The following is a 20135-nucleotide window of genomic DNA, read 5'->3' on the forward strand; positions in this document are numbered from 1 at the left end:
ATTTTGCGGAGCTGGTGATGGCCGAACGTAAGGCGTCTGTCGAGCGCGACACTCTGGAAACCCAGATCAAAGCCTCGATCAACCTGGATGGCACCGGAAAGGCCCGGTTTGATATCGGCGTGCCTTTTCTTGAGCACATGCTGGACCAGATCGCCCGTCACGGGCTGATCGACCTGGACATCGTCAGCAAGGGCGATTTGCATATCGACGACCACCACACGGTGGAAGACGTCGGTATCACCTTGGGGCAGGCCTTTACCAAAGCCATCGGCGACAAAAAAGGCATCCGTCGCTACGGCCATGCCTACGTGCCGCTCGATGAGGCCCTGTCGCGCGTGGTCATCGACTTCTCCGGCCGCCCCGGCCTGCAGATGCATGTGCCGTATACCCGCGCCACGGTCGGCGGCTTCGACGTTGATCTGTTCCAGGAATTCTTCCAGGGCTTCGTCAACCACGCCAACGTGACCCTGCACATCGACAATCTGCGCGGGCACAACACCCACCACCAGATCGAAACCGTGTTCAAGGCTTTCGGCCGCGCGCTGCGCATGGCCGTGGAGCTCGATGACCGCATGGCCGGGCAAATGCCTTCCACCAAGGGCGTCCTGTAATGCAGACGGTCGCGGTGATCGATTACGGCATGGGTAACCTGCACTCGGTGGCCAAGGCCCTCGAGCACGTGGGTGCCGGCAAGGTGCTGATTACCAGCGATGCCGATGTGATTCGCGAAGCCGACCGGGTGGTATTCCCCGGCGTCGGCGCGATTCGCGATTGCATGGCCGAGATTCGTCGCCTGGGCTTCGACTCGCTGGTGCATGAAGTCAGCCAGGACCGTCCGTTCCTCGGCATCTGCGTGGGCATGCAAGCCTTGCTCGAAAGCAGCGAAGAGAACGGCGGCGTCGATTGCATCTCCATGTTCCCAGGCCAGGTGAAGTTTTTCGGCAAGGGCTTGCATGAAGATGGCGAGCACCTGAAAGTCCCGCACATGGGCTGGAATGAAGTGAAGCAGACGGTGGATCACCCGCTGTGGCACAACATTCCGGACCTGGCGCGCTTCTACTTCGTGCACAGCTATTACATCGCGGCAGGCAATGCGCGGCAGGTGGTGGGCAGCGGTCACTATGGCGTCGATTTCGCCGCGGCCCTGGCCGACGGTTCGCGATTCGCCGTGCAGTTCCACCCGGAGAAGAGTCACACCCATGGCCTGCAACTGCTGCAGAACTTCGCGGCGTGGGACGGTCGCTGGTAATGGCGCGCAAGAAACCGCCGATCCTCACCCTCACGCCTGAGCAGGAGAGTGAAGCGAACCGCAAGATCCAGCGGTTCATGGAGGAGCGTTTCGAGCTGGACCTGGGGTCCTTCGAAGCGGCGGAAATTCTTGACCTGTTTACCCGCGAAATTGCGCCGCACTATTACAACAGGGCGATTTTCGATGTGCAGACGCACCTTAAAGAAAGGTTCGAAAGCATTGAAAGCGACCTGTGGGCGCTCGAGAAAAACTGATTTTCGAGCCAAGCTGAATATTCGTCTTTGAAGGTTTGCCAGATGCTGATTATCCCCGCTATCGATCTCAAGGACGGCGCTTGCGTACGTCTGCGTCAAGGCCGGATGGAAGACTCCACGGTATTCTCCGATGACCCGGTGAGCATGGCCGCCAAGTGGGTGGAAGGCGGCTGCCGTCGCCTGCATCTGGTTGACCTCAATGGCGCCTTCGAAGGGCAACCGGTCAACGGCGAAGTGGTCACGGCCATCGCCAAGCGCTATCCGAACCTGCCGATCCAGATCGGCGGCGGCATTCGTTCGCTGGAAACCATCGAGCACTACGTCAAGGCCGGCGTGAGCTACGTGATTATCGGCACCAAGGCCGTCAAGGACCCTGGGTTCGTCGCCGAAGCCTGCCGCGCCTTCCCAGGCAAGGTCATCGTTGGCCTGGACGCCAAGGACGGTTTCGTCGCCACCGACGGCTGGGCTGAAGTCAGCACCGTGCAGGTGATCGACCTGGCCAAGCGTTTCGAAGCCGACGGCGTGTCTGCCATCGTCTACACCGACATCGCCAAAGACGGCATGATGCAGGGCTGCAATGTCCCGTTCACCGCCGCCCTGGCTGCCGCCACGAAGATTCCGGTGATCGCCTCCGGTGGCATCCACAACCTGGGTGACATCAAGGCACTGCTCGACGCCAAGGCGCCGGGCATCATCGGCGCGATCACCGGTCGCGCGATCTACGAAGGCACTCTGGATGTCGCCGAGGCCCAGGCCTTCTGCGACTCCTACAAAGGCTGAGGACTCACCATGGCGCTGGCCAAACGCATCATCCCTTGCCTGGACGTGGACAACGGCCGGGTGGTCAAGGGCGTGAAGTTCGAGAACATTCGTGACGCTGGCGACCCGGTGGAAATCGCCCGTCGCTACGACGAGCAGGGCGCGGACGAGATCACCTTCCTCGACATCACGGCCAGCGTCGACGGCCGCGATACCACGTTGCATACCGTCGAGCGCATGGCCAGCCAGGTGTTCATCCCGCTGACCGTGGGCGGTGGCGTACGCACCGTGCAGGACATTCGCAACCTGCTCAATGCCGGTGCGGACAAGGTGTCCATCAACACCGCGGCGGTGTTCAACCCGGAATTCGTCGGCGAAGCGGCCCAGCATTTCGGCTCGCAGTGCATTGTCGTCGCCATCGATGCCAAGAAGGTCTCCGGCCCCGGCGAAACCCCGCGCTGGGAAATTTTCACCCACGGCGGGCGTAAACCCACGGGCCTCGACGCCGTTGAATGGGCGAAAAAAATGGAAGGCCTGGGGGCCGGTGAAATCCTGCTGACCAGCATGGACCAGGACGGCATGAAAAACGGTTTCGACCTGGGCGTCACCCGCGCCATCAGCGATGCCCTGGGCATCCCGGTCATCGCTTCCGGCGGTGTCGGCAATCTGCAGCATCTGGCCGACGGTATTATCGAAGGCCACGCCAGCGCGGTCCTGGCGGCGAGTATTTTCCACTTTGGCGAGTACACCGTGCCTGAAGCCAAGGCCTACATGGCGCAGCGCGGAATCGTCGTTCGATAAGTTCGAGCAGGCAAGAACCGGGTAACTACATCAGCGAACAGTCGGTGTTGCGCCTGGTGTGCTTGTCGTAGGGTTGAGGATTTCGGTCCTTGGTTCGGAAGGGTGTCCTGATTTGTCGTAGGCGATGGTGCAGAACTTGATCGGCAGTTCTGCATCCGGGAACCAGAAATCCATATGGGAATCGGGAAGGTACTGTTCACTTTTGGAGCAATCGGTGGTGTTCAACGGGCCAAACTTGACGGAGTAGGTACGATACGGCTCGCCGCTTGCCAGCTCCACGCCTACGCCGGAACTGATCGACAATACGGGCGGTGCGGTTGGCGTGTCATCAAGCACCTCTACCGGAAGCGACAGGCCATTCTTGATGAGTCCTGGTTCTGCTCTTTGAGCAGCGGAATCCACTCCAAGGATGCAAAGGAAATAAAAGCCGGGCCGCGCACCGATCTCGGTGTCGATAAATGCGCCGGTGGAACTGATTGCATCGCTGTAGTAATGGCCACTTTCGCAATCCTTCGCGGCGCGCACGGTTTTATGGCGATAAAACGCAGTGCTGATGGAGAAACGGTAATTCCATGTCGGGATTTCCAATGTCCCGTCTTTCCTTTTCTTGAGTCTTTTGAACCGCGCCGGCTCGTTCGCGTCAGCGCTTACGGTAAATGCCGGATAGAGCGGACAAGACGAAGTTGCATCCTTAACTATGTACCCCCGTATGAAGCATTCGTTGAGAAAAACCGTCGGATTGCCGTAGACGTTTTTAGGGATGGTCTTATAGGTATCTCCAACCAGCGTACAGGGCGCATGTTCGTCGCACGGCGCGAAACCGGCCGCCAAGTTCCCGGTACCGATTACACCGATGATCTCGTTGGAGCGACGATTGACAATTGGGCCGCCTGAACTGCCTCCCGCTATATCCTGGCAGCGAGTCATCACGTTGTTTCGCCACACCCATGGGCCTTCGACGATCTCCCGGGCGGGCTGCAAAGTACAAGCCGCCATGCGCAATGTGGTTTGCTCGAAACCTTGCGGAGCACTCACGATCAGGACATCGGTCCCGTCGGCAGGTTTCTGGCGAGCCAATTCCAACGGCTGTATACCTTCCTCAATGAGTTTTTGCAGGCTGACGTCCAATTCAATGATGGCCAGGTCAACACCCTGCATGCTGCGCCAGGCCACTTTTTTCAGGGCGTAGGTTTTGAATAACGCGGTGTCGGCGAAGTAATCGAACTGCATGACCCCGCTTACCGGCTTATCCGTCACGATGTTTCCGTTACCTTTCTCGATACAGTGCCCTGAAGTGAGCACATAAGCCGGTGTTGCTTGGGTTACCGATGGATCCTGAGTGTCGAGAAGTGTCGCGGTGCAAGAGCCGTTGATATACAGGCGTCCGATGCCTCGCCAGTGGTTATGTGTTCCATCCGCATTTTCAAGGACCTTTGAGGTCGTGAAGTTCTGCATGCCTTCGCCATAGTCCCGGCTGTGGGCAATGCCCTGCAAACACAGCGAGCAAAGCATACCGGTCAGCAAAAGGGAGATCGATTTCATCGAGGGGCGCCTTTGGTTAGTTGAATGAAAACCGGCAATGGCCGGTGATCTCCAATTAATCAGGTACGGGCTGACAGCTGGTGGTAAATAGTTACCCCAACCGTGATGGCGCTCTCGCACATACTGAGTAGTTGAGTCGCTGGGGCAGCCAAGGCTGTGGACATGCTTGCAAGCCCAAGGCACTCTCTTGGGCACACCATGGATCCGGGTCGCTAGACATGTTCAGACGCATTCTTTTCATTCTTGCCAGCGCCTCTTTGTTGTTCATCAATGGCGCAAAGGCTCAAGACCGCCGCGATGTTGGCCTGGTGTTGCTGACGGAAAACTTCCCGCCCTACAACATGGCCATGAATGGCAAAAACTTCGCTCAGGACGAAAATATCAATGGCATCGCCGTGGACATCGTCCGCGAGATATTCAAACGTGCCGATATCTCCTACAGCCTGACGCTGCGTTTCCCTTGGGAGCGAATCTATAAGCTCGCCCTGGAAAATCCTGGTTACGGTGTGTTCGTCATGGCGCGCCTGCCGGAGCGCGAAAAACTCTTCAAATGGGTCGGCCCTATCGGCCCGGACGATTGGATCATGCTCGCCAAGACGGACAGCAAGATCACCCTCGACTCGCTGGAGCAGGCTCGTAAATACCGGATTGGTGCCTACAAGGGCGACGCGATTGCCGAGACGCTGGCCAAGCAGGGGCTGAACCCGATTGTGGTATTGCGCGATCAGGATAACGCCAGGAAGCTGGTCAACGGCCAGATCGACTTGTGGGCCACTGGCGACCCGGCCGGGCGTTACCTAGCGCGTCAGGAAGGCGTGAACGATCTCAAGACCGTGTTGCGTTTCAACAGTGCCGAGTTGTACCTGGCGTTGAACAAGGACGTGCCCGACGACGTGGTTGCCCGGCTTCAAGCGGCCCTGGATGAGCTGCGCAAGGAAGGCGCGGTTGACGCGATCATGGCGCGGTATCTCTGACTGCTGGAACAAACTGGAGGGAGCGAGCTTGTATGCGAAAGCGGTGGGTCAGCTTGCAAAGAGATTGAATGTGCCGCTGTCATCGCGAGCAAGCTCGCTCCCACAGGGGATCTGCTGCGGACACCAATCTTGTGCCCGATGCAAAACCACTGTGGGGAGCTTGCTCGCGATGGCGGCGACGCGGTTACCGCTATCGATACACCCCATTCTTCCCATGCCCGACCATCGCCTGATTGCTGCGCAGGCTGATCATCGACTTGATGTCGATCCATTCGATGCCCTGGGCCTTGAGCCGGGGTAGCTCGCGTTCGAGCACTGCCAGGGTCTGTGGATAGGGATGGCCGATCATCACGGCCGAACCCTGCCGGCGGGCCAGGTCGATGGCGCTCTGGAGTTGATGGGCGATGGCGGCTTCGGTGCGTTCGTCGTCCAGGAACACATCCCGCGACACACTGGCGAGGCCGATTTTCTGCGCTTGGGCGGCAGCGACGGTCTGGGCGCTGGTGCGGCTGTCGACGAAAAACTTGTGGCGCTGCTGCAAGTTCGCCATCAACCATGCCATGGCTTCGGGCTGGGCGGTCATGCGGCTGCCCATGTGGTTGTTGATCCCGCTGGTGTAGGGCACGGCGGCGAAGGCGGCGTCGAGGCGTTTCCCCAGTTCTTCGATAGGCAGGTCCGGATGCCAGGCGAACGGCCCGGTGGCCGGGTCCATGGGCATGTGCAGCATGACCAGCTTGCCGGCGCGATGGGCTTCGCGGGCGAATTCAGCGGCGTGGGGCGTGTCGGGCATGATCGCGGCGGTGACCGGCCCGGGGAGGGCCAGCACCCGGCGATCCCGGGGCAGGTTCTGCCCCAGGTCGTCGATGATCAGGCTCAGGTAAGCCTTGTGCGGTGGAGGGGCCGGTGTGGCGGGCGCCGCAAAGGCGGCGCCTGCCAGGCAGCACAACAGGCCGAGGATGAAGCGCCGGCCCATCTCAGCGGCCGGAGGTGATGTTCAGTCCTTTGAGCAGGCTCAGGGCCTGGGCCAACTGGTAATCGTCATCCTGCGGCATCGGCTTGGCCTTGGCGCCGGAGCCGGTCGGTTTGTCGGCGCCACCGTTGCCATTGCCCAGGTGACCTTGCAGGTCCGCTTCCTTGAAGTACTCGCTGTCCTGCTCGTTGGTGATCTTGGCCTTGCGCACTTCGATGTCCGGGACAATGCCCTGGGCCTGGATGGAACGGCCGTTGGGCGTGAAGTACAGCGCGGTGGTGATCTTCAGGGCGCGGTCGTTGTTCAGTGGCAACACGGTCTGTACCGAGCCCTTGCCGAAACTGGTGGTGCCCATGACCACACCGCGCTTCTGGTCCTGCAGGGCGCCGGCGACGATTTCCGAAGCCGAGGCGCTGCCGCCATTGATCAGCACCACCAGTGGCACGGCTTCGCTCAAGTCGTTGCCGGTGGCCGAGAAGCGCAGTTCGGAATTGGCGATACGACCCTTGGTGTAGACGATCAGGCCCTTGGTGATGAAGTGATCCACTACTTCCACGGCTGATTGCAGTACGCCGCCGGGGTTGTTACGCAGGTCCAGGACCAGGCCGTTGAGCTTCTTGCCGTTGTCCTTGCGCATCTTGGCCAGGGCCTTGGCGACTTCTTCGCCGGTCTTGACCTGGAATTGGGTGATGCGGATATAACCGTAGCCCGATTCCAGCAGTTGGCTCTTCACGCTTTTGACCTGGATGACCGCACGCGTCAGGGTCACGTCGAACGGCGTGCCGCCGTCGCGCACCAGGGTCAGGGTGATCTTCTGGCCGATCTTGCCGCGCATCTTGTCCACGGCTTCGGTCATGCTCTGGCCGCGGGTTGGCTGGCCGTTGATCTTGACGATGAAGTCACCGGCCTGGATGCCGGCCTTGGAAGCAGGGGTGTCGTCGATCGGCGAGACTACTTTGACGAAACCGTCTTCGCTGCCGACCTCGATGCCCAGGCCGCCGAACTCGCCGCTGGTGCTTTCCTGCAGCTCGGCAAAGTCGTCCGGGCCCAGGTAGGCCGAATGGGGGTCAAGGTTGCTGAGCATGCCCTTGATGGCGTTCTCCAGCAGCATCTTGTCATCCACCGGTTCCACGTAGGCCGCCTTGATCCGGTCCATGACTTCGGCAAAGGTGCGCAGCTCGTCCAACGGCAGCGGGGCCTTGGTGGTCGCGGCCGTGGCGGCTGGCGCCGATGGGGCCGGGTCAGCGGCGAAAACCAGGGGCGCACCGATCACAAGGGCGATCGTCAGGGCCAGCGAGGTGAGGCGGGACAAATGCAGCATGTCGAACGAACTCCTTAATTGGATGGGCGCGCTTATCCTTGCGCACGACACCATTGAGCCGGGTCACTGGGGCGACCCTGCTGACGAATAGCGAAATACAGTGCTGGCGTGTCCTGCCCGCCACTGTTACCGACCGTGGAGATGGACTCGCCGGCCTTGACCACATCCCCCGCCGACTTGAGCAGCGTCTGGTTGTGGCCGTACAGACTCAAATAACCGTTGCCGTGATCGAGGATCACCAGCAGGCCGGCGCCGCGCAGCCAGTCGGCGAATACCACGCGCCCGCCATGCACGGCATGCACCTGGCTGCCGGCGGCGGCACTGATCATCACGCCGTCCCACTTGGTGCGGGTGTCGTCGCCACGGGTTTCACCGAAGCGCGCAAGCAATCGACCATTGACCGGCCATGGAAGTTTGCCCCGGGCCGAACCAAAAGCGCCGCCGAAGGTTTCGCCATCACTGGAAACCAGTGCGCCGGGGCTGGATTTTGCCGGTTTGCGCGGTGCATCGCCGGCGCCTGCGTCGGCCTGGGCTTCACGCAACCGCTTTTTTTCGGCTTCCTGCTGGGCGATCAGCGCTTTCTGGCGCGCTTCTTCTGCCTCCCGAGCCTGGCGGGCCAGGGTTTCCTCGATGGTTTTCAACACGTTTGCCAGCTCAGCCTGATCCTGCTCGCGGGCCTTGAGTTTGCTGTCGCGGGCTTTCACGTCATCGTTAAGCTTGGCCAGGGCCACCTGGCGCTCCTTGCGAACCTTCTCGAGTTCATCGCGCTGGGTGTCGAGGCTGCTTTTCTGCACCAGCAACTGGGCTTGCTGCAATTCGATGTCTTTTTCGACATTGGCCAGTTGGCGCAGGGTTTCGTTGAAGCTCTTGAGTTGTTCCAGGCGGGCCTGGCTCAGGTAATCGTAATAGGTGAGGGTGCGAGCGAATTTTTCGGGGTTCTGCTGGTTGAGCAGCAGCTTGAGGTATTCCTGGCGGCCGTTCTGATAAGCGGCACGGGCCTGGATGGCGATCAGTTTTTGCTGTTCAGTGCGCGCGCCCTGGAGTTTTTTTTTCTCTCCATCGAGCCGCTGCAGCTCGGATTCGCTTTTCTTCAGCTCTTTTTGCAGGGCCTCGACCTGTTTCTCCAGCTTGCCCATCTCGGTCTCGGTGCCGCGCAGGTCTTTCTGTACGCTGGATTTCTCTTCCTGCAACTTGCCCAGCAGTTTTTTCAGCTCGGCAATGTCCTGACGCGTGGCGTCCAACTGCTGTTGGGTTTGTGCGCGCTCGTCAGCAAAGGCCGGTTGGAGCAGGCAGGTCAGAGCAAGGGCTATCAGGACGCGAAGCATAGAGGCGGGCGACACCAGGGAAAGGGACGGCCTAGTATGCCCGCCCCACGCTGCAAAAAAAACGCCCATTTGGGACTGTGTGATAACTGGCCCGAAAAACACCAAAAACCCATGTGGGAGCGGGCTTGCTCGCGAATGCGGCGTGCCAGTCGACAGTTATGTGTCTGATGCACCGCATTCGCGAGCAAGCCCGCTCCCACAGGGGGATGTGTTTCGTCAGACCAGGATCGAAGTCCCGGTCATCTCCGCCGGCTTCTCCATCCCCAGCAACATCAGCATGGTCGGCGCTACGTCAGCCAATACACCGCCGTCGCGGACCTTGAAGTTGCGCTTGCCGACGTAAATGAACGGCACCGGCTCGGTGGTGTGGGCGGTGTGGGCCTGGCCAGTGGATTCGTCGGACATCTGCTCGACGTTGCCATGGTCGGCCGTGATCAGCGCTTCGCCGCCGACTTTCTCCAAGGCCTCGACGATGCGGCCCACGCAGGTGTCCAGGCATTCCACGGCCTTGACCGCTGCGTCGAACACGCCGCTGTGGCCGACCATGTCGCCGTTGGCGTAGTTGACCACGATCACGTCGTAACGCTGGTTCTCAATGGCGTCGACGATGCGGTCGGTCACTTCCGGTGCGCTCATCTCCGGCTGCAGGTCGTAGGTGGCGACTTTCGGCGATGGAATCAGGATGCGTTCTTCGCCCGGGAAGGGCTCTTCACGGCCGCCGGAGAAGAAGAACGTCACGTGGGCGTATTTTTCGGTCTCGGCGATGCGCAGTTGAGTCTTGCCGTTTTTCGCCAGGTAGTCACCCAGCACGTTTTCCAGGCTGCCGGCGGCGAAGGCCGATGGCGCGGGGATGCTGGCGGCGTATTGGGTCAGCATGACGAAACCAGCCAGTTTCGGCTGACGGGGGCGTTCGAATTCCTTGAAACCGTCTTCGACGAACACGCGGGTCAGCTCGCGGGCGCGGTCGGCACGGAAGTTCATGAACACCACGGCGTCGCCGTCTTCCACTTTTACCGGCTCGCCGATGGTGGTGGCCTTGACGAATTCGTCGCTTTCGCCGCGCTCATAGGCGGCTTGCAGACCTTCCTGGGCGGTGGCCGCGTTGAACTCGGCGCTGCCATCGGCGATCAGGTTGTAGGCCTGGGCCACGCGGTCCCAACGGTTGTCGCGGTCCATGGCGTAGTAACGGCCGACGATGCTGGCGATACGGCCTTTGCCGAGGGCCTGGAAGGTGGCGTCCAGCAGCTCGATCGACGAGGTGGCGCTTTTCGGCGGGGTGTCGCGGCCATCGAGGAATGCGTGCAGGTAGATCTTCTCGGCACCGCGCTTGGCAGCCAGTTCGGCCATGGCGATCAGGTGGTCCTGGTGGCTGTGCACACCACCGTCGGACAGCAGGCCCATGAAGTGCACGGCCTTGCCGGCTGCCACGGCCTTATCCACCGCGGCGCAGATGGTCGGGTTTTCGAAGAACTCGCCGTCGCGGATCGATTTGGTCACGCGGGTGAAGTCCTGGTACACCACGCGGCCTGCGCCGAGGTTCATGTGGCCGACTTCGGAGTTGCCCATCTGCCCGTCCGGCAGGCCGACGTCCATGCCGCTGCCGGAGATCAGGCCGTTCGGCACGGTGGCCCACAGGCGGTCCAGCACGGGCTTGTTGGCCGAATACACGGCATTGGATTCGTGGCTGTCACTGTGACCGAAGCCGTCGAGAATCATCAGGACCAAAGGTTTAGGCGTGGTAGTCATGGAATCCACTCGTGGCGGGTTAAAAGAAGACGATGGAAAAGGGACGGGCAGTTTAAAGGTAAGTTCCGACGGCGTCACCGCCGGGCGGGGTTTGGCCGGCCTTGTGTGCTGTGTATACTGGCCGACATTTTAACGCCCTGGAACCTCCTTCGATGGTTGCTCACCTGATTGAATTTGCCACTAACCACTACATTCTCGTCGGTATCTTCGTCGTATTGCTGGCGTTGCTGGTCGCCCATACGATGCAGGGCGGCGGCCGTAGCCTGAGCACTGGCGAGCTGACCGCGCTGGTCAACAAGGATGCCGGCGTGGTGGTGGATATCCGCCCGAGCAAGGATTACGCCGCCGGTCACATTGTCGGGGCGGTGAACATTCCCCAGGACAAACTGATCGCGCGTATCGGCGAACTGGAAAAACACAAGGCCAAGACGCTGATCCTGGTGGACGCCCAAGGCCAGCACGCCGGTACCCTTGCTCGCGAGTTGATGAAATCCGGTTTCACCGCTGCCAAGCTGTCCGGTGGCGTTTCCAGCTGGAAAGCCGACAATCTGCCGCTGGTGAAGTGAGATGGCCCACGTCGTTGTCTATTCCAGCGATTACTGCCCCTATTGCTCCAGAGCCAAGTTCCTGCTCCAGAACAAAGGTGTGGCTTTCGAAGAGATCAAGGTCGACGGCAAGCCGCAACTGCGCGCCGAAATGACCCAAAAGGCCGGACGCACCTCCGTGCCGCAGATCTGGATCGGCAGCACCCACGTGGGCGGCTGTGACGATCTGTTCGCCCTGGAGCGCGCCGGCAAGCTCGACGCGATGCTCAAGGCCTGAATTTCCCACTAAAGAACCTGAAAGTAAGAAGGATCTGCGATGACTGACCAACAGAACACAGCTGCCAGCGAAGAAGAAGCCGCACCGCAATTCTCCTTGCAGCGCATTTATGTACGTGACCTGTCCTTCGAAGCCCCGAAAAGCCCGGCGATCTTTCGCCAGCAGTGGGAGCCGAGCGTAGGCCTGGACCTGAACACCCGTCAGAAAGCCCTGGAAGACGACTTCCACGAAGTGGTGCTGACCCTGTCGGTGACCGTGAAGAACGGTGACGAAGTGGCGTTCATCGCCGAAGTGCAGCAGGCCGGGATCTTCCTGATCAAGAACCTGGATGCCCCTTCGATGAGTCACACCCTGGGCGCGTTCTGCCCGAACATCCTGTTCCCCTATGCCCGCGAAACCCTGGACAGCCTGGTGACCCGCGGTTCGTTCCCGGCCCTGATGCTGGCGCCGGTGAACTTCGATGCGCTGTACGCCCAAGAACTGCAGCGCATGCAGCAAGAAGGCGGCGCGACCGTTCAGTAAGCGTCCACCGTCGGGCATAGCGCTCGACGGCCAGGCACAAAACCTGTGGGAGCGAGCTTGCTCGCGATAGCGGTGCACCAGTCAACATTAAAGTCGGCTGATCCACCGCCATCGCGAGCAAGCTCGCTCCCACAGGAGTTTCTGGCTCGCGGCGTCGACTCAGGCGAAACCGTTCTGTCGCCACGCCTCATAAACCGCCACCGCCACGGTGTTGGACAGGTTCAGGCTGCGACAGCCTTCGCGCATCGGCAGGCGCAGGCGCTGTTCGGCGGGCAGGGCGTCCAGCACCTCGGCTGGCAAACCACGACTTTCCGGGCCGAACACAAACGCATCGCCGGCGACGAAACGGGCGTCATGGAACGGCCGCGAACCCTTGGTGGTGAAGGCAAACAAGCGCGGATGCCCGAGGCTTTCCAGACAACTGGCGAGGTCGGCGTGACGCTGCAAGGTGGCATACTCGTGGTAGTCGAGGCCGGCACGGCGCAGGCGTTTGTCGTCCATCTCGAAGCCCAGCGGTTCGATCAAATGCAGGTGGCAGCCGCTGTTGGCGCACAGCCTGATGACGTTGCCGGTATTCGGCGGGATTTCCGGTTGAAAAAGGATGACGTGAAACATGCACGGCTCCGCAGATAAAGATGAGCGGCATTCTACGCCGCAAACCGATCAGCGTTCGAAGCTAATGCCTCGGGTGATGGGCTCGTTGGCGATCGTTGGCGTGATGGTCGGGTTGATGATCGGGCGCCTGACCACGCCCGAACCGAGCGAGTTGCAGCAGATCGAGGTGACCGATGGGGCGTTGGTGGCCTGGTTCAACAACGAACCCAAGTTGCATGGGGAAGTCATCGATGGCTCGGTGGCGCTGTTGTTCGAAGCAGAAGGCCGGGCACAGAAAGGCCAGCTCAAGCTCAACGGCAAGGATGTGAACTGGCGGGTGCGTTTGAGTGACAAGGGCTTGCTGCTGACGCTGGTGGCGGCGCGTCCGTTGCGGGGGGAGTGGACCGGCAGCGAGGTCGATGACCGCTGGCGGCTGGAGGTCCGTCTCCAGGAGCAATAAAAGAGGGAATCCCCGGCCTGCCTGTACCAAGGTCCCCAAAACGGGAGGGCTTGCGCTGAGCGCTCGGCCCTGGTGTAAAGAAGGGAAACCTTGACCTGCCTGTATCAAGGCCCCCAAAACAGTGGGCTCGATGAGCCCGGTATAAAATGGGGAATCCCCGGCCTGCCTGTACCAAGGTCCCCGAAACTGGGTAGTGATCTAGCTATTGCAGGGGGCGTGCCAGTTTTAAATTATTTGTCACAAAAACGCTTTCTGTGACGCAAAAGCCCCGTATTCCGGGGCTTTTGCGTTTTTGTGCGATTTTTTTCGAGTTGAATCGATGGGTTTTGGCGGGTGGGGCATGTGCAATTGCGGTTCGTAGTGCATTGATGCGGTGCATGAAGCCTTTAAAAGCATCGCGAGCAAGCTCGCTCCCACAGGAATTATGTTTCCCCTGTGGGAGCGAGCTTGCTCGCGATTGGCCCTACAGATCAGCGAAGAACCAAGGCCTTTCAGCCCTCTTCGCCGTCATCATCATCCCCACCATCGACCTTCATCCCCAATTCCTTGATCTTGCGGGTCAAGGTATTGCGGCCCCAGCCCAGCAGCACGGCGGCGTCGCGGCGGCGGCCGGCGGTGTGTTTGAGGGCGGTTTCGATCATGATCCGCTCGAAACTCGGCACGGCGCTGTCCAGCAGGCTTGACTGGCCACGGGCCAAGGCCTGGTCGGCCCATTGGCGCAGTGCCTGTTCCCAGTTGGTCACGGGCGCCGAATCCTGCGGCAGGCTCAACAGTTCCGGCGGCAGGTCGCTGATGTGCACTTCGCGACCCGAAGCCATCACCGTGATCCAGCGACAGGTGTTCTCCAGCTGACGCACGTTGCCGGGCCACGGCAGGTTCTTGAGGTACTCCTCGGTTTCGCTCTTGAGCAGCTTGGGCTCCACCGCCAGTTCCTGGGCCGCGCGGCTGAGGAAGTGCCTGGCCAGGGTCGGGATGTCTTCACGACGATCGGCCATGCGTGGGATATGGATGCGGATCACATTCAGGCGGTGGAACAAGTCCTCACGGAATTTTCCGGCGTGAACCAGGGTTTCCAGGTTCTGGTGGGTCGCGGCAATGATGCGCACATCGACCTTGACCGGCGTATGCCCGCCCACTCGATAGAACTCGCCATCGGCCAGCACGCGCAACAGGCGGGTCTGGGTGTCGGCCGGCATGTCGCCGATCTCATCGAGGAACAACGTGCCGCCGTCCGCTTGTTCGAAGCGTCCGCGTCGCAGGTTGGCCGCGCCGGTGAAGGCACCTTTTTCGTGGCCGAACAGCTCGGACTCCATCAGGTCCTTGGGAATCGCCGCCATGTTCAGCGCGATGAACGGCGACGCCGCCCGTGGGCTGTGGCGGTGCAGGGCATGGGCGACCAGTTCTTTACCGGTGCCCGACTCGCCGTTGATCAGCACGGTGATGTTGGAGTGGCTCAAGCGCCCGATGGCGCGAAACACTTCCTGCATCGCCGGCGCTTCGCCGATGATTTCCGGGGTGCGGGCCAAGGCCGGCACCTCTTCCATGCCCTGTTGCTCCTGGGCGTGCTGGTTGGCGCGCTTGACCAGCGACACCGCTTCATCGACGTCGAACGGCTTGGGCAGGTATTCGAAGGCGCCGCCCTGGTAGGACGCCACGGCGCTGTCCAGGTCTGAATGGGCGGTCATGATGATCACCGGCAGCCTTGGATGCTGCTCGCGAATCCGCGCCAGCAGGTCCAGGCCGCTGGCGCCGGGCATGCGGATGTCGGAGATGATGACGTCCGGTTGCTGACGCGCCAGGCGACTCATTACGCCGTCGGCGCTGTCGAAGCTCTGGGTGGTCATGCCTTCCTGTTGCAAGGCTTTCTCCAGGACCCAACGGATAGAACGGTCGTCATCGACGATCCACACGGTTTCACTACGGCTCATGTCGATGTGGCTCCTTGTTCCAGTGGCAGGAAGATCGAGAAAGTGGTGTGGCCGGGGTGGCTTTCACATTCGATCAAGCCTTGGTGCTGACTGATGATGTTCTGGGTGATGGACAGGCCCAGCCCGGTACCGTCCGGACGACCGCTGACCATGGGAAAGAAGATGGTTTCCTGCAGCTCGGTGGGGATGCCCGGGCCGTTGTCGATGATTTCGATCTTGGTCACCAGGCGATGACGCACGTGGCCGATGGTGAACTGGCGCATGGCGCGGGTGCGCAGGCTGATGCGGCCCAGGCGCAGCTCGTTCTGGCTGCTGATGGCTTGCATCGCGTTGCGCACGATGTTCAGCACAGCCTGGATCATTTGCTCGCGGTCGATCAACACGTCGGGAATGCTTGGGTCGTAGTCGCGCACCAAGGTGATGCAACCCTGGCTTTCGGCCTCCACGAGGCTGCCGACGCGCTCCAGCACCTCATGGACGTTGCACATCGCCAGGGACGGCAGCTTGTTCGAGCCGAGCATGCGGTCCACCAGGTTTCGCAGGCGGTCAGCTTCCTCGATGATGACGTTGGTGTAGTCCTTGAGGCTTTCTTCCGGCAGCTCACGGGCGAGCAACTGCGCGGCGCCGCGAATCCCGCCGAGGGGGTTCTTGATCTCGTGGGCCAGGCCGCGCACCAACATCTTGCTGGTTTCCTGCTTGGACAACTGGGCTTCTTCCTTGGTGATGCGCAGTAGTCGATCACGGGGATGGACTTCCAGCAGCAGCAGAGTGGCGCCGTTGTTCAGGATCGGAGTGACTGCGTAGTCCACGGTCAGGGTCTGGCCGGTCAGGGCGGTGAGCATCGCTTCACGCTTGGTGAAGGGATGAGCCTGTTCCACCGCTTGGCGCAAGGAGTTGAGGGCCTCGGCGGATTCGGTAAACAACTCGCTGATGAACTGCCCATGGCTGCGCTGGCCGCTGACGGCCAGGAGCATCTCCGCCGCCGGGTTCATATACTCGAGGCGTAATTGGGCGTCGAGCAGAATGGTCGCGGTGGTGAGGTTGTCGAGCAGCAAGCGGTGTAGTGCGTCGCTAATGGTCATCAGGACCTCTTTTGGAGCGTAGCAAGCACGCGTATGACGCGCCGGTACAAGGAAAATGCAAAAACCAAACCAAGGCTCCGAAAAGAAGCGTTTAGAGCCGCAAAAAGGCTTTATCCGCCCATTTGCGTGGCGTGCTGCCAGTTTCTACGGGTACTTTCGAACCAAAGTGGGATGAGGTCTGGATATTCGTGCAAGTTTGTGCACCAATATAGTGCGTCTATCTGGGCGGTGTTAGAAGAACGGCAGGATGCTGCTTTCTTCTTTGGGTTTTTCGGCGAGGGGGCATTCGGGGCGCTGGCCATAATCGGCGTTGACACAAGGTTTGACGCGGCGCTTCTGCGCCAGGGACATGCGCTGCATGTGGAAGGGCTGGTTGGCGGTGCGTTCGACGATGCGGTCTTGCTCATCGAGGATTTCCACCGCCAGATGATGGGTACCTCGATCGATGTTACTCAAGGCAAACACCGGGCTTGGCCCCGGTGCGCCCGTGGGTTGGCCGTCGAGCAGCAGGCGGTAGCGGTGGCCTTTTTGCAGTTGGGGTTCGCTGGTGGCGCTGACGATCAGCTCCCCGGCAGTGCTGCGTATCGTGGCGTCTGGTTCGGGGATCAATAGGCGGAGCATTTCGTAATGGAACAGCGGCTCGGACGGCGCTTTGGGCGTTGGCGTCGGGGCTGTACCTGGGGGTGACGGCATCCGGTTGCCGGGTGGCAGCTGTACTTTCTTCGCATTGCCGGGGCGCGGCTGATCGGTGAAGACGCGATTGCCTTGGGCATCGATGTAGGTATAGACCTGCGCTACGCCCGGCAGCGCGGCCAGCGAGAGGCCCAGGGCGAGCAGCCAGCGGATCACGGCTGGTGCACCCGCTGTACGGTGAAGGTCACGGTTTCGCTCTGTTGCACGAGATGTTCCCCGTCGATGACTTGAACCGCCAGGCTGTGCTCGCCCCGATCGATGTTCACCAATTGCAGGCGCGGCACGTTGGTCGACTGGCCATAGGGTTGCCCATCCAGCAGCAGCCGGAACAGATGAGGGCTTTGCAGGCGCGGTTGGGCCCGAACGCCAACGGTGAACGTGCCGTTGTTGGCGCGCAGGGCCTCCTCGGTAGGAATGTCCGTCAGTTCCAGAACCTCGTAGGCGTTGCGTGATTCTTCCTTGGCCACGGGCGCCGTGGGCGTGTTCGGGCTGGCTGGAGGCTGGCGCTCGATGCTGTTGAGCGGCGGCAACTCTACCGTCTGGGCCGGTACGCCTTGGGGCGGCTGGTTGCTGTAGGCGGTGTTGCCCTCGGCGTCGGTGTACTTGTAGATCTGTGCAGCGGCAGGCAACGCCAACAGCAAGAACAGGATGATTGAAAAACCACGCCCCATAAAATCGACCGAAAACTGAAAGTATTGGGTTGCAGCATAGGTCAGGGAGAGGCATTGGCCCAAGTTGTTGTGTTGGGCCATGACCTGCCCTGTGGGAGCGAGCTTGCTCGCGATGAGGCCAGCACATCCAGCATCCCTGTGCCTGACACTCCGCCATCGCGAGCAAGCTCGCTCCCACAGGGGAAGGGGGCCTGACTTAAGCTTTTGGGGAGATACACAACTCTGCGGTCGCGCGGATCAGGGCGAGCCGGTGTACCGGGTGCTGCTTGTTGTGGTGGGTGGCACGAGCCAGCCATTGCGGGCACTGCGGATCGGTGCGGTAGGGGGCGAAGTCGGCCAGTTGCTGCAGCAGGCGCTTTTGCAATCGGTCAAGCTGCGGACGAATCTGTCCCACCAGGTCCGGGCGCGGGAGGTCCGGGGCCTTGCCGTCCAGGGCCCAGTCGGACAAGTTGATGTACTGCACCATCTTGTTGGCTTCTATCTGGGCGGCAAAAAACGCTTCCACGGTTTCGTTACTCAGTTTGTAGGCCGGTGCCTGGGCGACGGCGGCGGCAATGACTTCGCGCTCGCGCTGACGGTCCTCTACGGGTTTGCCACTGTCCCATTTACTCAGTGCCACTTGATCGGCGATGGCCAGGCGTTCGCCAATGGCGTTAAGCAACGGGGTCAGGGCCTCTGGGGCGTGAGTCGAGGCGGCTCCGGCGGTGGAGGCCAGCAGCGCGGCAGACAGGGCAAGGCAGAGCTTGAAGCGCAAAGTCATGGGCAGTCTCGTCTTCTATGGGGGGCTACGGGGCATCATGCACGTAACCTGCGCCCATAAAAAAGGCCTCCCGAGGGAGGCCTTTCTTTATTTCACGCCGTGCGTGGCGGCGCGACCGGATCAGCAGCTGTAGTACAGCTCATATTCCAGTGGGTGTACGAAGGTGCGAACCTTGATTTCTTCTTCGCTTTTCAGGGCGATGTAAGCGTCGATGAAGTCATCGCTGAATACGCCGCCTTTGGTCAGGAATGCGCGGCCCTTGTCCAGCTCTTCCAGGGCTTCTTTCAGGCTGCCGCAAACCTGTGGGATTTCCTTGGCCTCTTCAGGCGGCAGGTCATACAGGTTTTTGTCAGCGGCATCGCCAGGGTGGATCTTGTTCTGGATACCGTCCAGGCCGGCCATCATCAGTGCAGCGAAGGCCAGGTACGGGTTGGCAGCCGGATCCGGGAAGCGTGCTTCGATACGGCGGGCTTTCGGGCTGTTCACGTAAGGAATACGGATCGAGGCGGAACGGTTGCGAGCCGAGTAGGCCAGCATGACCGGTGCTTCGAAGCCTGGTACCAGACGCTTGTAGGAGTTGGTCGACGGGTTGGTGAAGCCGTTCAGGGCCTTACCGTGCTTGATGATGCCGCCGATGAAGTACAGGGCGGTGTCCGACAGGCCGGCATAGCCTTCGCCTGCGAAGGTGTTCTTGCCGTCTTTGGAGATCGACATGTGAACGTGCATGCCCGAACCGTTGTCGCCGTACAGAGGCTTCGGCATGAAGGTCGCGGTACGACCGTACGCATCGGCAACGTTGTGTACGCAGTACTTCAGGGTCTGGACTTCGTCAGCCTTCTTGACCAGCGTGTTGAATTTCACGCCGATTTCGTTCTGGCCGGCAGTCGCCACTTCGTGGTGGTGAACTTCGACGGTCTGGCCCATCTCTTCCAGTGCGTTGCACATGGAAGTACGGATTTCGTGGTCGTGGTCAAACGGAGGAACCGGGAAATACCCGCCTTTGACGCCTGGACGGTGGCCTTTGTTGCCGCCTTCCACGTCCTGGTCGGACATCCACGAACCTTGTTCGGAGAAGATCTTGAACATCGAACCGGAGATGTCGGACTTGAACTTGACCGAGTCGAAGATGAAGAACTCAGGCTCAGGACCGAAGAAAGCGGTGTCGCCGATACCGGTGGACTTCAGGTATTCCTCGGCGCGGTGGGCGATTGCGCGTGGGTCGCGGTCATAGCCTTGCATGGTCGAAGGTTCGATGATGTCGCAGACCAGGATCAGGGTCGGCTCTTCGGTGAACGGGTCCAGGACGGCGGTTTCGTCGTCCGGCATCAGGATCATGTCGGAGGCTTCGATGCCTTTCCAGCCAGAGATGGAGGAGCCGTCGAACATTTTCCCGATTTCAAAGAATTCGTCGTCCAGCGCATCACGGGCCGGCATGGTCACGTGATGTTGAGTACCTTTGGTGTCAGTGAAGCGCAGATCAATCCACTTGACGTCATGATCTTTGATGAGTTGAACCGACTTCGACATATGTCCTCCGGGTGGCTTCGGGCGGGTAGTGGAGTGCCCTTAGATATGGGTGATGCCGGCGCGAATACTCTGCCATGGCAACCTGCCTCACAAGGGAGCAATTTGCATGCCAGTGCCCCAGCATGGGTTTTTTGC

Annotated in this window: 22 protein-coding genes; 10 read left to right on the forward strand and 12 right to left on the reverse strand. The window is 60.7% G+C overall.

Annotated features, from left to right (window positions below; all coding sequences use genetic code 11):
- Window positions 1-17 precede the first annotated feature (17 nt).
- The 5 genes from hisB to hisF are packed head-to-tail and all read left to right on the forward strand — an operon-like array spanning window position 18 to window position 3063.
- Window positions 18-611, forward strand: coding sequence for an imidazoleglycerol-phosphate dehydratase HisB (hisB, locus tag LOY70_RS01680; protein WP_003186751.1), 594 nt, complete (start codon window positions 18-20; stop codon window positions 609-611).
- Complete coding sequence (gene hisH / locus LOY70_RS01685; RefSeq protein ID WP_265032758.1) at window positions 611-1249, forward strand: imidazole glycerol phosphate synthase subunit HisH; 639 nt, start codon at window positions 611-613, stop codon at window positions 1247-1249. Before hisB ends, hisH begins: the two co-directional genes overlap by 1 nt.
- The gene (locus LOY70_RS01690; RefSeq protein ID WP_003186749.1) at window positions 1249-1503 is read left to right on the forward strand and encodes a DUF2164 domain-containing protein; all 255 of its coding nucleotides are present in this window, start codon (window positions 1249-1251) and stop codon (window positions 1501-1503) included. The genes hisH and LOY70_RS01690 overlap by 1 nt, the downstream gene beginning before the upstream one ends.
- Before the next feature lie 42 nt (window positions 1504-1545).
- Window positions 1546-2283 carry a 1-(5-phosphoribosyl)-5-[(5-phosphoribosylamino)methylideneamino]imidazole-4-carboxamide isomerase gene (gene hisA, locus LOY70_RS01695; protein WP_025211342.1) on the forward strand — a complete coding sequence of 246 codons (738 nt, stop codon included), beginning with the start codon at window positions 1546-1548 and terminating at the stop codon, window positions 2281-2283.
- Window positions 2284-2292: 9 nt separating this feature from the next.
- Window positions 2293-3063: an imidazole glycerol phosphate synthase subunit HisF gene (hisF, locus tag LOY70_RS01700; protein WP_015633827.1), complete on the forward strand. Its 771-nt coding sequence runs from the start codon at window positions 2293-2295 to the stop codon at window positions 3061-3063.
- Between the two features lie 30 nt (window positions 3064-3093).
- On the opposite strand, the gene LOY70_RS01705 is transcribed toward hisF, so the two are convergent.
- Window positions 3094-4605 (reverse strand): trypsin-like serine peptidase, encoded by a 1512-nt coding sequence (locus LOY70_RS01705; RefSeq protein ID WP_265032784.1) that lies wholly within the window; start codon window positions 4603-4605, stop codon window positions 3094-3096.
- Window positions 4606-4823: 218 nt separating this feature from the next.
- Between LOY70_RS01705 and LOY70_RS01710 the strand changes: the two genes are divergently transcribed.
- On the forward strand, window positions 4824-5579 hold the full coding sequence (locus LOY70_RS01710) for a substrate-binding periplasmic protein (RefSeq protein WP_265032786.1): 756 nt from the start codon (window positions 4824-4826) through the stop codon (window positions 5577-5579).
- Window positions 5580-5769: 190 nt separating this feature from the next.
- Here the strand turns inward: LOY70_RS01710 and LOY70_RS01715 are convergent, their stop codons facing one another.
- The 4 genes from LOY70_RS01715 to gpmI all read right to left on the reverse strand — a co-directional run bounded on the left by LOY70_RS01715 (window position 5770) and on the right by gpmI (window position 10941).
- A complete protein-coding gene (locus LOY70_RS01715; protein WP_265032788.1) occupies window positions 5770-6552 on the reverse strand; it encodes a divergent polysaccharide deacetylase family protein in 783 nt (260 codons plus the stop codon).
- A gap of 1 nt (window position 6553) precedes the next feature.
- Window positions 6554-7870: a S41 family peptidase gene (locus tag LOY70_RS01720; RefSeq protein WP_123345502.1), complete on the reverse strand. Its 1317-nt coding sequence runs from the start codon at window positions 7868-7870 to the stop codon at window positions 6554-6556.
- Window positions 7871-7902: 32 nt separating this feature from the next.
- Entirely contained in the window at window positions 7903-9195 is a 1293-nt protein-coding gene (locus LOY70_RS01725; protein ID WP_265032791.1) for a murein hydrolase activator EnvC family protein, read from the reverse strand.
- A gap of 216 nt (window positions 9196-9411) precedes the next feature.
- The gene (gene gpmI / locus LOY70_RS01730) at window positions 9412-10941 is read right to left on the reverse strand and encodes a 2,3-bisphosphoglycerate-independent phosphoglycerate mutase (RefSeq protein ID WP_265032793.1); all 1530 of its coding nucleotides are present in this window, start codon (window positions 10939-10941) and stop codon (window positions 9412-9414) included.
- 152 nt (window positions 10942-11093) lie between these two features.
- Here gpmI and LOY70_RS01735 point away from each other — a divergent pair, with 152 nt between their 5' ends.
- Genes LOY70_RS01735 through secB form a run of 3 tightly spaced genes read left to right on the forward strand, consistent with a single transcriptional unit; the run spans window position 11094 to window position 12285 of the window.
- The gene (locus LOY70_RS01735; protein WP_025211349.1) at window positions 11094-11507 is read left to right on the forward strand and encodes a rhodanese-like domain-containing protein; all 414 of its coding nucleotides are present in this window, start codon (window positions 11094-11096) and stop codon (window positions 11505-11507) included.
- A 1-nt stretch (window position 11508) separates the two neighbouring features.
- Window positions 11509-11763 (forward strand): glutaredoxin 3, encoded by a 255-nt coding sequence (gene grxC, locus LOY70_RS01740; protein WP_265032795.1) that lies wholly within the window; start codon window positions 11509-11511, stop codon window positions 11761-11763.
- Between the two features lie 39 nt (window positions 11764-11802).
- A complete protein-coding gene (gene secB, locus LOY70_RS01745) occupies window positions 11803-12285 on the forward strand; it encodes a protein-export chaperone SecB (RefSeq protein WP_060739605.1) in 483 nt (160 codons plus the stop codon).
- A gap of 159 nt (window positions 12286-12444) precedes the next feature.
- On the opposite strand, the gene trmL is transcribed toward secB, so the two are convergent.
- Window positions 12445-12900 carry a tRNA (uridine(34)/cytosine(34)/5-carboxymethylaminomethyluridine(34)-2'-O)-methyltransferase TrmL gene (gene trmL, locus LOY70_RS01750; RefSeq protein ID WP_123414922.1) on the reverse strand — a complete coding sequence of 152 codons (456 nt, stop codon included), beginning with the start codon at window positions 12898-12900 and terminating at the stop codon, window positions 12445-12447.
- Between trmL and LOY70_RS01755 the strand changes: the two genes are divergently transcribed.
- On the forward strand, window positions 12899-13339 hold the full coding sequence (locus LOY70_RS01755; RefSeq protein WP_123414923.1) for a hypothetical protein: 441 nt from the start codon (window positions 12899-12901) through the stop codon (window positions 13337-13339). The two genes, trmL and LOY70_RS01755, sit on opposite strands and share 2 nt — an antisense overlap.
- A gap of 491 nt (window positions 13340-13830) precedes the next feature.
- Here the strand turns inward: LOY70_RS01755 and ntrC are convergent, their stop codons facing one another.
- From ntrC to glnA, 6 genes are all read right to left on the reverse strand, one after another.
- Window positions 13831-15267 carry a nitrogen regulation protein NR(I) gene (gene ntrC / locus LOY70_RS01760; RefSeq protein ID WP_025211353.1) on the reverse strand — a complete coding sequence of 479 codons (1437 nt, stop codon included), beginning with the start codon at window positions 15265-15267 and terminating at the stop codon, window positions 13831-13833.
- Window positions 15264-16349 carry a nitrogen regulation protein NR(II) gene (gene glnL / locus LOY70_RS01765; protein WP_123345492.1) on the reverse strand — a complete coding sequence of 362 codons (1086 nt, stop codon included), beginning with the start codon at window positions 16347-16349 and terminating at the stop codon, window positions 15264-15266. The genes ntrC and glnL overlap by 4 nt, the downstream gene beginning before the upstream one ends.
- A gap of 231 nt (window positions 16350-16580) precedes the next feature.
- Window positions 16581-17198, reverse strand: coding sequence for a DUF4124 domain-containing protein (locus LOY70_RS01770; RefSeq protein ID WP_265032801.1), 618 nt, complete (start codon window positions 17196-17198; stop codon window positions 16581-16583).
- A complete protein-coding gene (locus LOY70_RS01775; protein ID WP_123345706.1) occupies window positions 17195-17713 on the reverse strand; it encodes a DUF4124 domain-containing protein in 519 nt (172 codons plus the stop codon). Before LOY70_RS01775 ends, LOY70_RS01770 begins: the two co-directional genes overlap by 4 nt.
- Before the next feature lie 196 nt (window positions 17714-17909).
- Complete coding sequence (locus tag LOY70_RS01780; protein WP_265032803.1) at window positions 17910-18473, reverse strand: chorismate mutase; 564 nt, start codon at window positions 18471-18473, stop codon at window positions 17910-17912.
- 120 nt (window positions 18474-18593) lie between these two features.
- Window positions 18594-20000 carry a glutamate--ammonia ligase gene (gene glnA, locus LOY70_RS01785; protein ID WP_123345486.1) on the reverse strand — a complete coding sequence of 469 codons (1407 nt, stop codon included), beginning with the start codon at window positions 19998-20000 and terminating at the stop codon, window positions 18594-18596.
- Window positions 20001-20135: the final 135 nt, after the last annotated feature.

The sequence above is a fragment of the Pseudomonas sp. B21-054 genome (assembly GCF_026016345.1).
In the GTDB taxonomy this organism is placed as follows: domain Bacteria; phylum Pseudomonadota; class Gammaproteobacteria; order Pseudomonadales; family Pseudomonadaceae; genus Aquipseudomonas.

What these genes read in the sequence shown, in the direction of transcription:
- LOY70_RS01735 (WP_025211349.1), top strand. Translation starts at nt 11,094, where the DNA reads ATGGTTGCTCACCTGATTGAATTTGCCACTAACCACTACATTCTCGTC.
- LOY70_RS01720 (WP_123345502.1), bottom strand. Translation starts at nt 7,870, where the DNA reads ATGCTGCATTTGTCCCGCCTCACCTCGCTGGCCCTGACGATCGCCCTT.
- LOY70_RS01690 (WP_003186749.1), top strand. Translation starts at nt 1,249, where the DNA reads ATGGCGCGCAAGAAACCGCCGATCCTCACCCTCACGCCTGAGCAGGAG.
- LOY70_RS01725 (WP_265032791.1), bottom strand. Translation starts at nt 9,195, where the DNA reads ATGCTTCGCGTCCTGATAGCCCTTGCTCTGACCTGCCTGCTCCAACCG.
- LOY70_RS01780 (WP_265032803.1), bottom strand. Translation starts at nt 18,473, where the DNA reads ATGACTTTGCGCTTCAAGCTCTGCCTTGCCCTGTCTGCCGCGCTGCTG.
- hisB (WP_003186751.1), top strand. Translation starts at nt 18, where the DNA reads ATGGCCGAACGTAAGGCGTCTGTCGAGCGCGACACTCTGGAAACCCAG.
- trmL (WP_123414922.1), bottom strand. Translation starts at nt 12,900, where the DNA reads ATGTTTCACGTCATCCTTTTTCAACCGGAAATCCCGCCGAATACCGGC.
- glnL (WP_123345492.1), bottom strand. Translation starts at nt 16,349, where the DNA reads ATGACCATTAGCGACGCACTACACCGCTTGCTGCTCGACAACCTCACC.
- glnA (WP_123345486.1), bottom strand. Translation starts at nt 20,000, where the DNA reads ATGTCGAAGTCGGTTCAACTCATCAAAGATCATGACGTCAAGTGGATT.
- gpmI (WP_265032793.1), bottom strand. Translation starts at nt 10,941, where the DNA reads ATGACTACCACGCCTAAACCTTTGGTCCTGATGATTCTCGACGGCTTC.
- LOY70_RS01755 (WP_123414923.1), top strand. Translation starts at nt 12,899, where the DNA reads ATGCACGGCTCCGCAGATAAAGATGAGCGGCATTCTACGCCGCAAACC.
- secB (WP_060739605.1), top strand. Translation starts at nt 11,803, where the DNA reads ATGACTGACCAACAGAACACAGCTGCCAGCGAAGAAGAAGCCGCACCG.
- hisA (WP_025211342.1), top strand. Translation starts at nt 1,546, where the DNA reads ATGCTGATTATCCCCGCTATCGATCTCAAGGACGGCGCTTGCGTACGT.
- LOY70_RS01710 (WP_265032786.1), top strand. Translation starts at nt 4,824, where the DNA reads ATGTTCAGACGCATTCTTTTCATTCTTGCCAGCGCCTCTTTGTTGTTC.
- LOY70_RS01715 (WP_265032788.1), bottom strand. Translation starts at nt 6,552, where the DNA reads ATGGGCCGGCGCTTCATCCTCGGCCTGTTGTGCTGCCTGGCAGGCGCC.
- grxC (WP_265032795.1), top strand. Translation starts at nt 11,509, where the DNA reads ATGGCCCACGTCGTTGTCTATTCCAGCGATTACTGCCCCTATTGCTCC.
- LOY70_RS01775 (WP_123345706.1), bottom strand. Translation starts at nt 17,713, where the DNA reads ATGGGGCGTGGTTTTTCAATCATCCTGTTCTTGCTGTTGGCGTTGCCT.
- hisH (WP_265032758.1), top strand. Translation starts at nt 611, where the DNA reads ATGCAGACGGTCGCGGTGATCGATTACGGCATGGGTAACCTGCACTCG.
- LOY70_RS01705 (WP_265032784.1), bottom strand. Translation starts at nt 4,605, where the DNA reads ATGAAATCGATCTCCCTTTTGCTGACCGGTATGCTTTGCTCGCTGTGT.
- hisF (WP_015633827.1), top strand. Translation starts at nt 2,293, where the DNA reads ATGGCGCTGGCCAAACGCATCATCCCTTGCCTGGACGTGGACAACGGC.
- ntrC (WP_025211353.1), bottom strand. Translation starts at nt 15,267, where the DNA reads ATGAGCCGTAGTGAAACCGTGTGGATCGTCGATGACGACCGTTCTATC.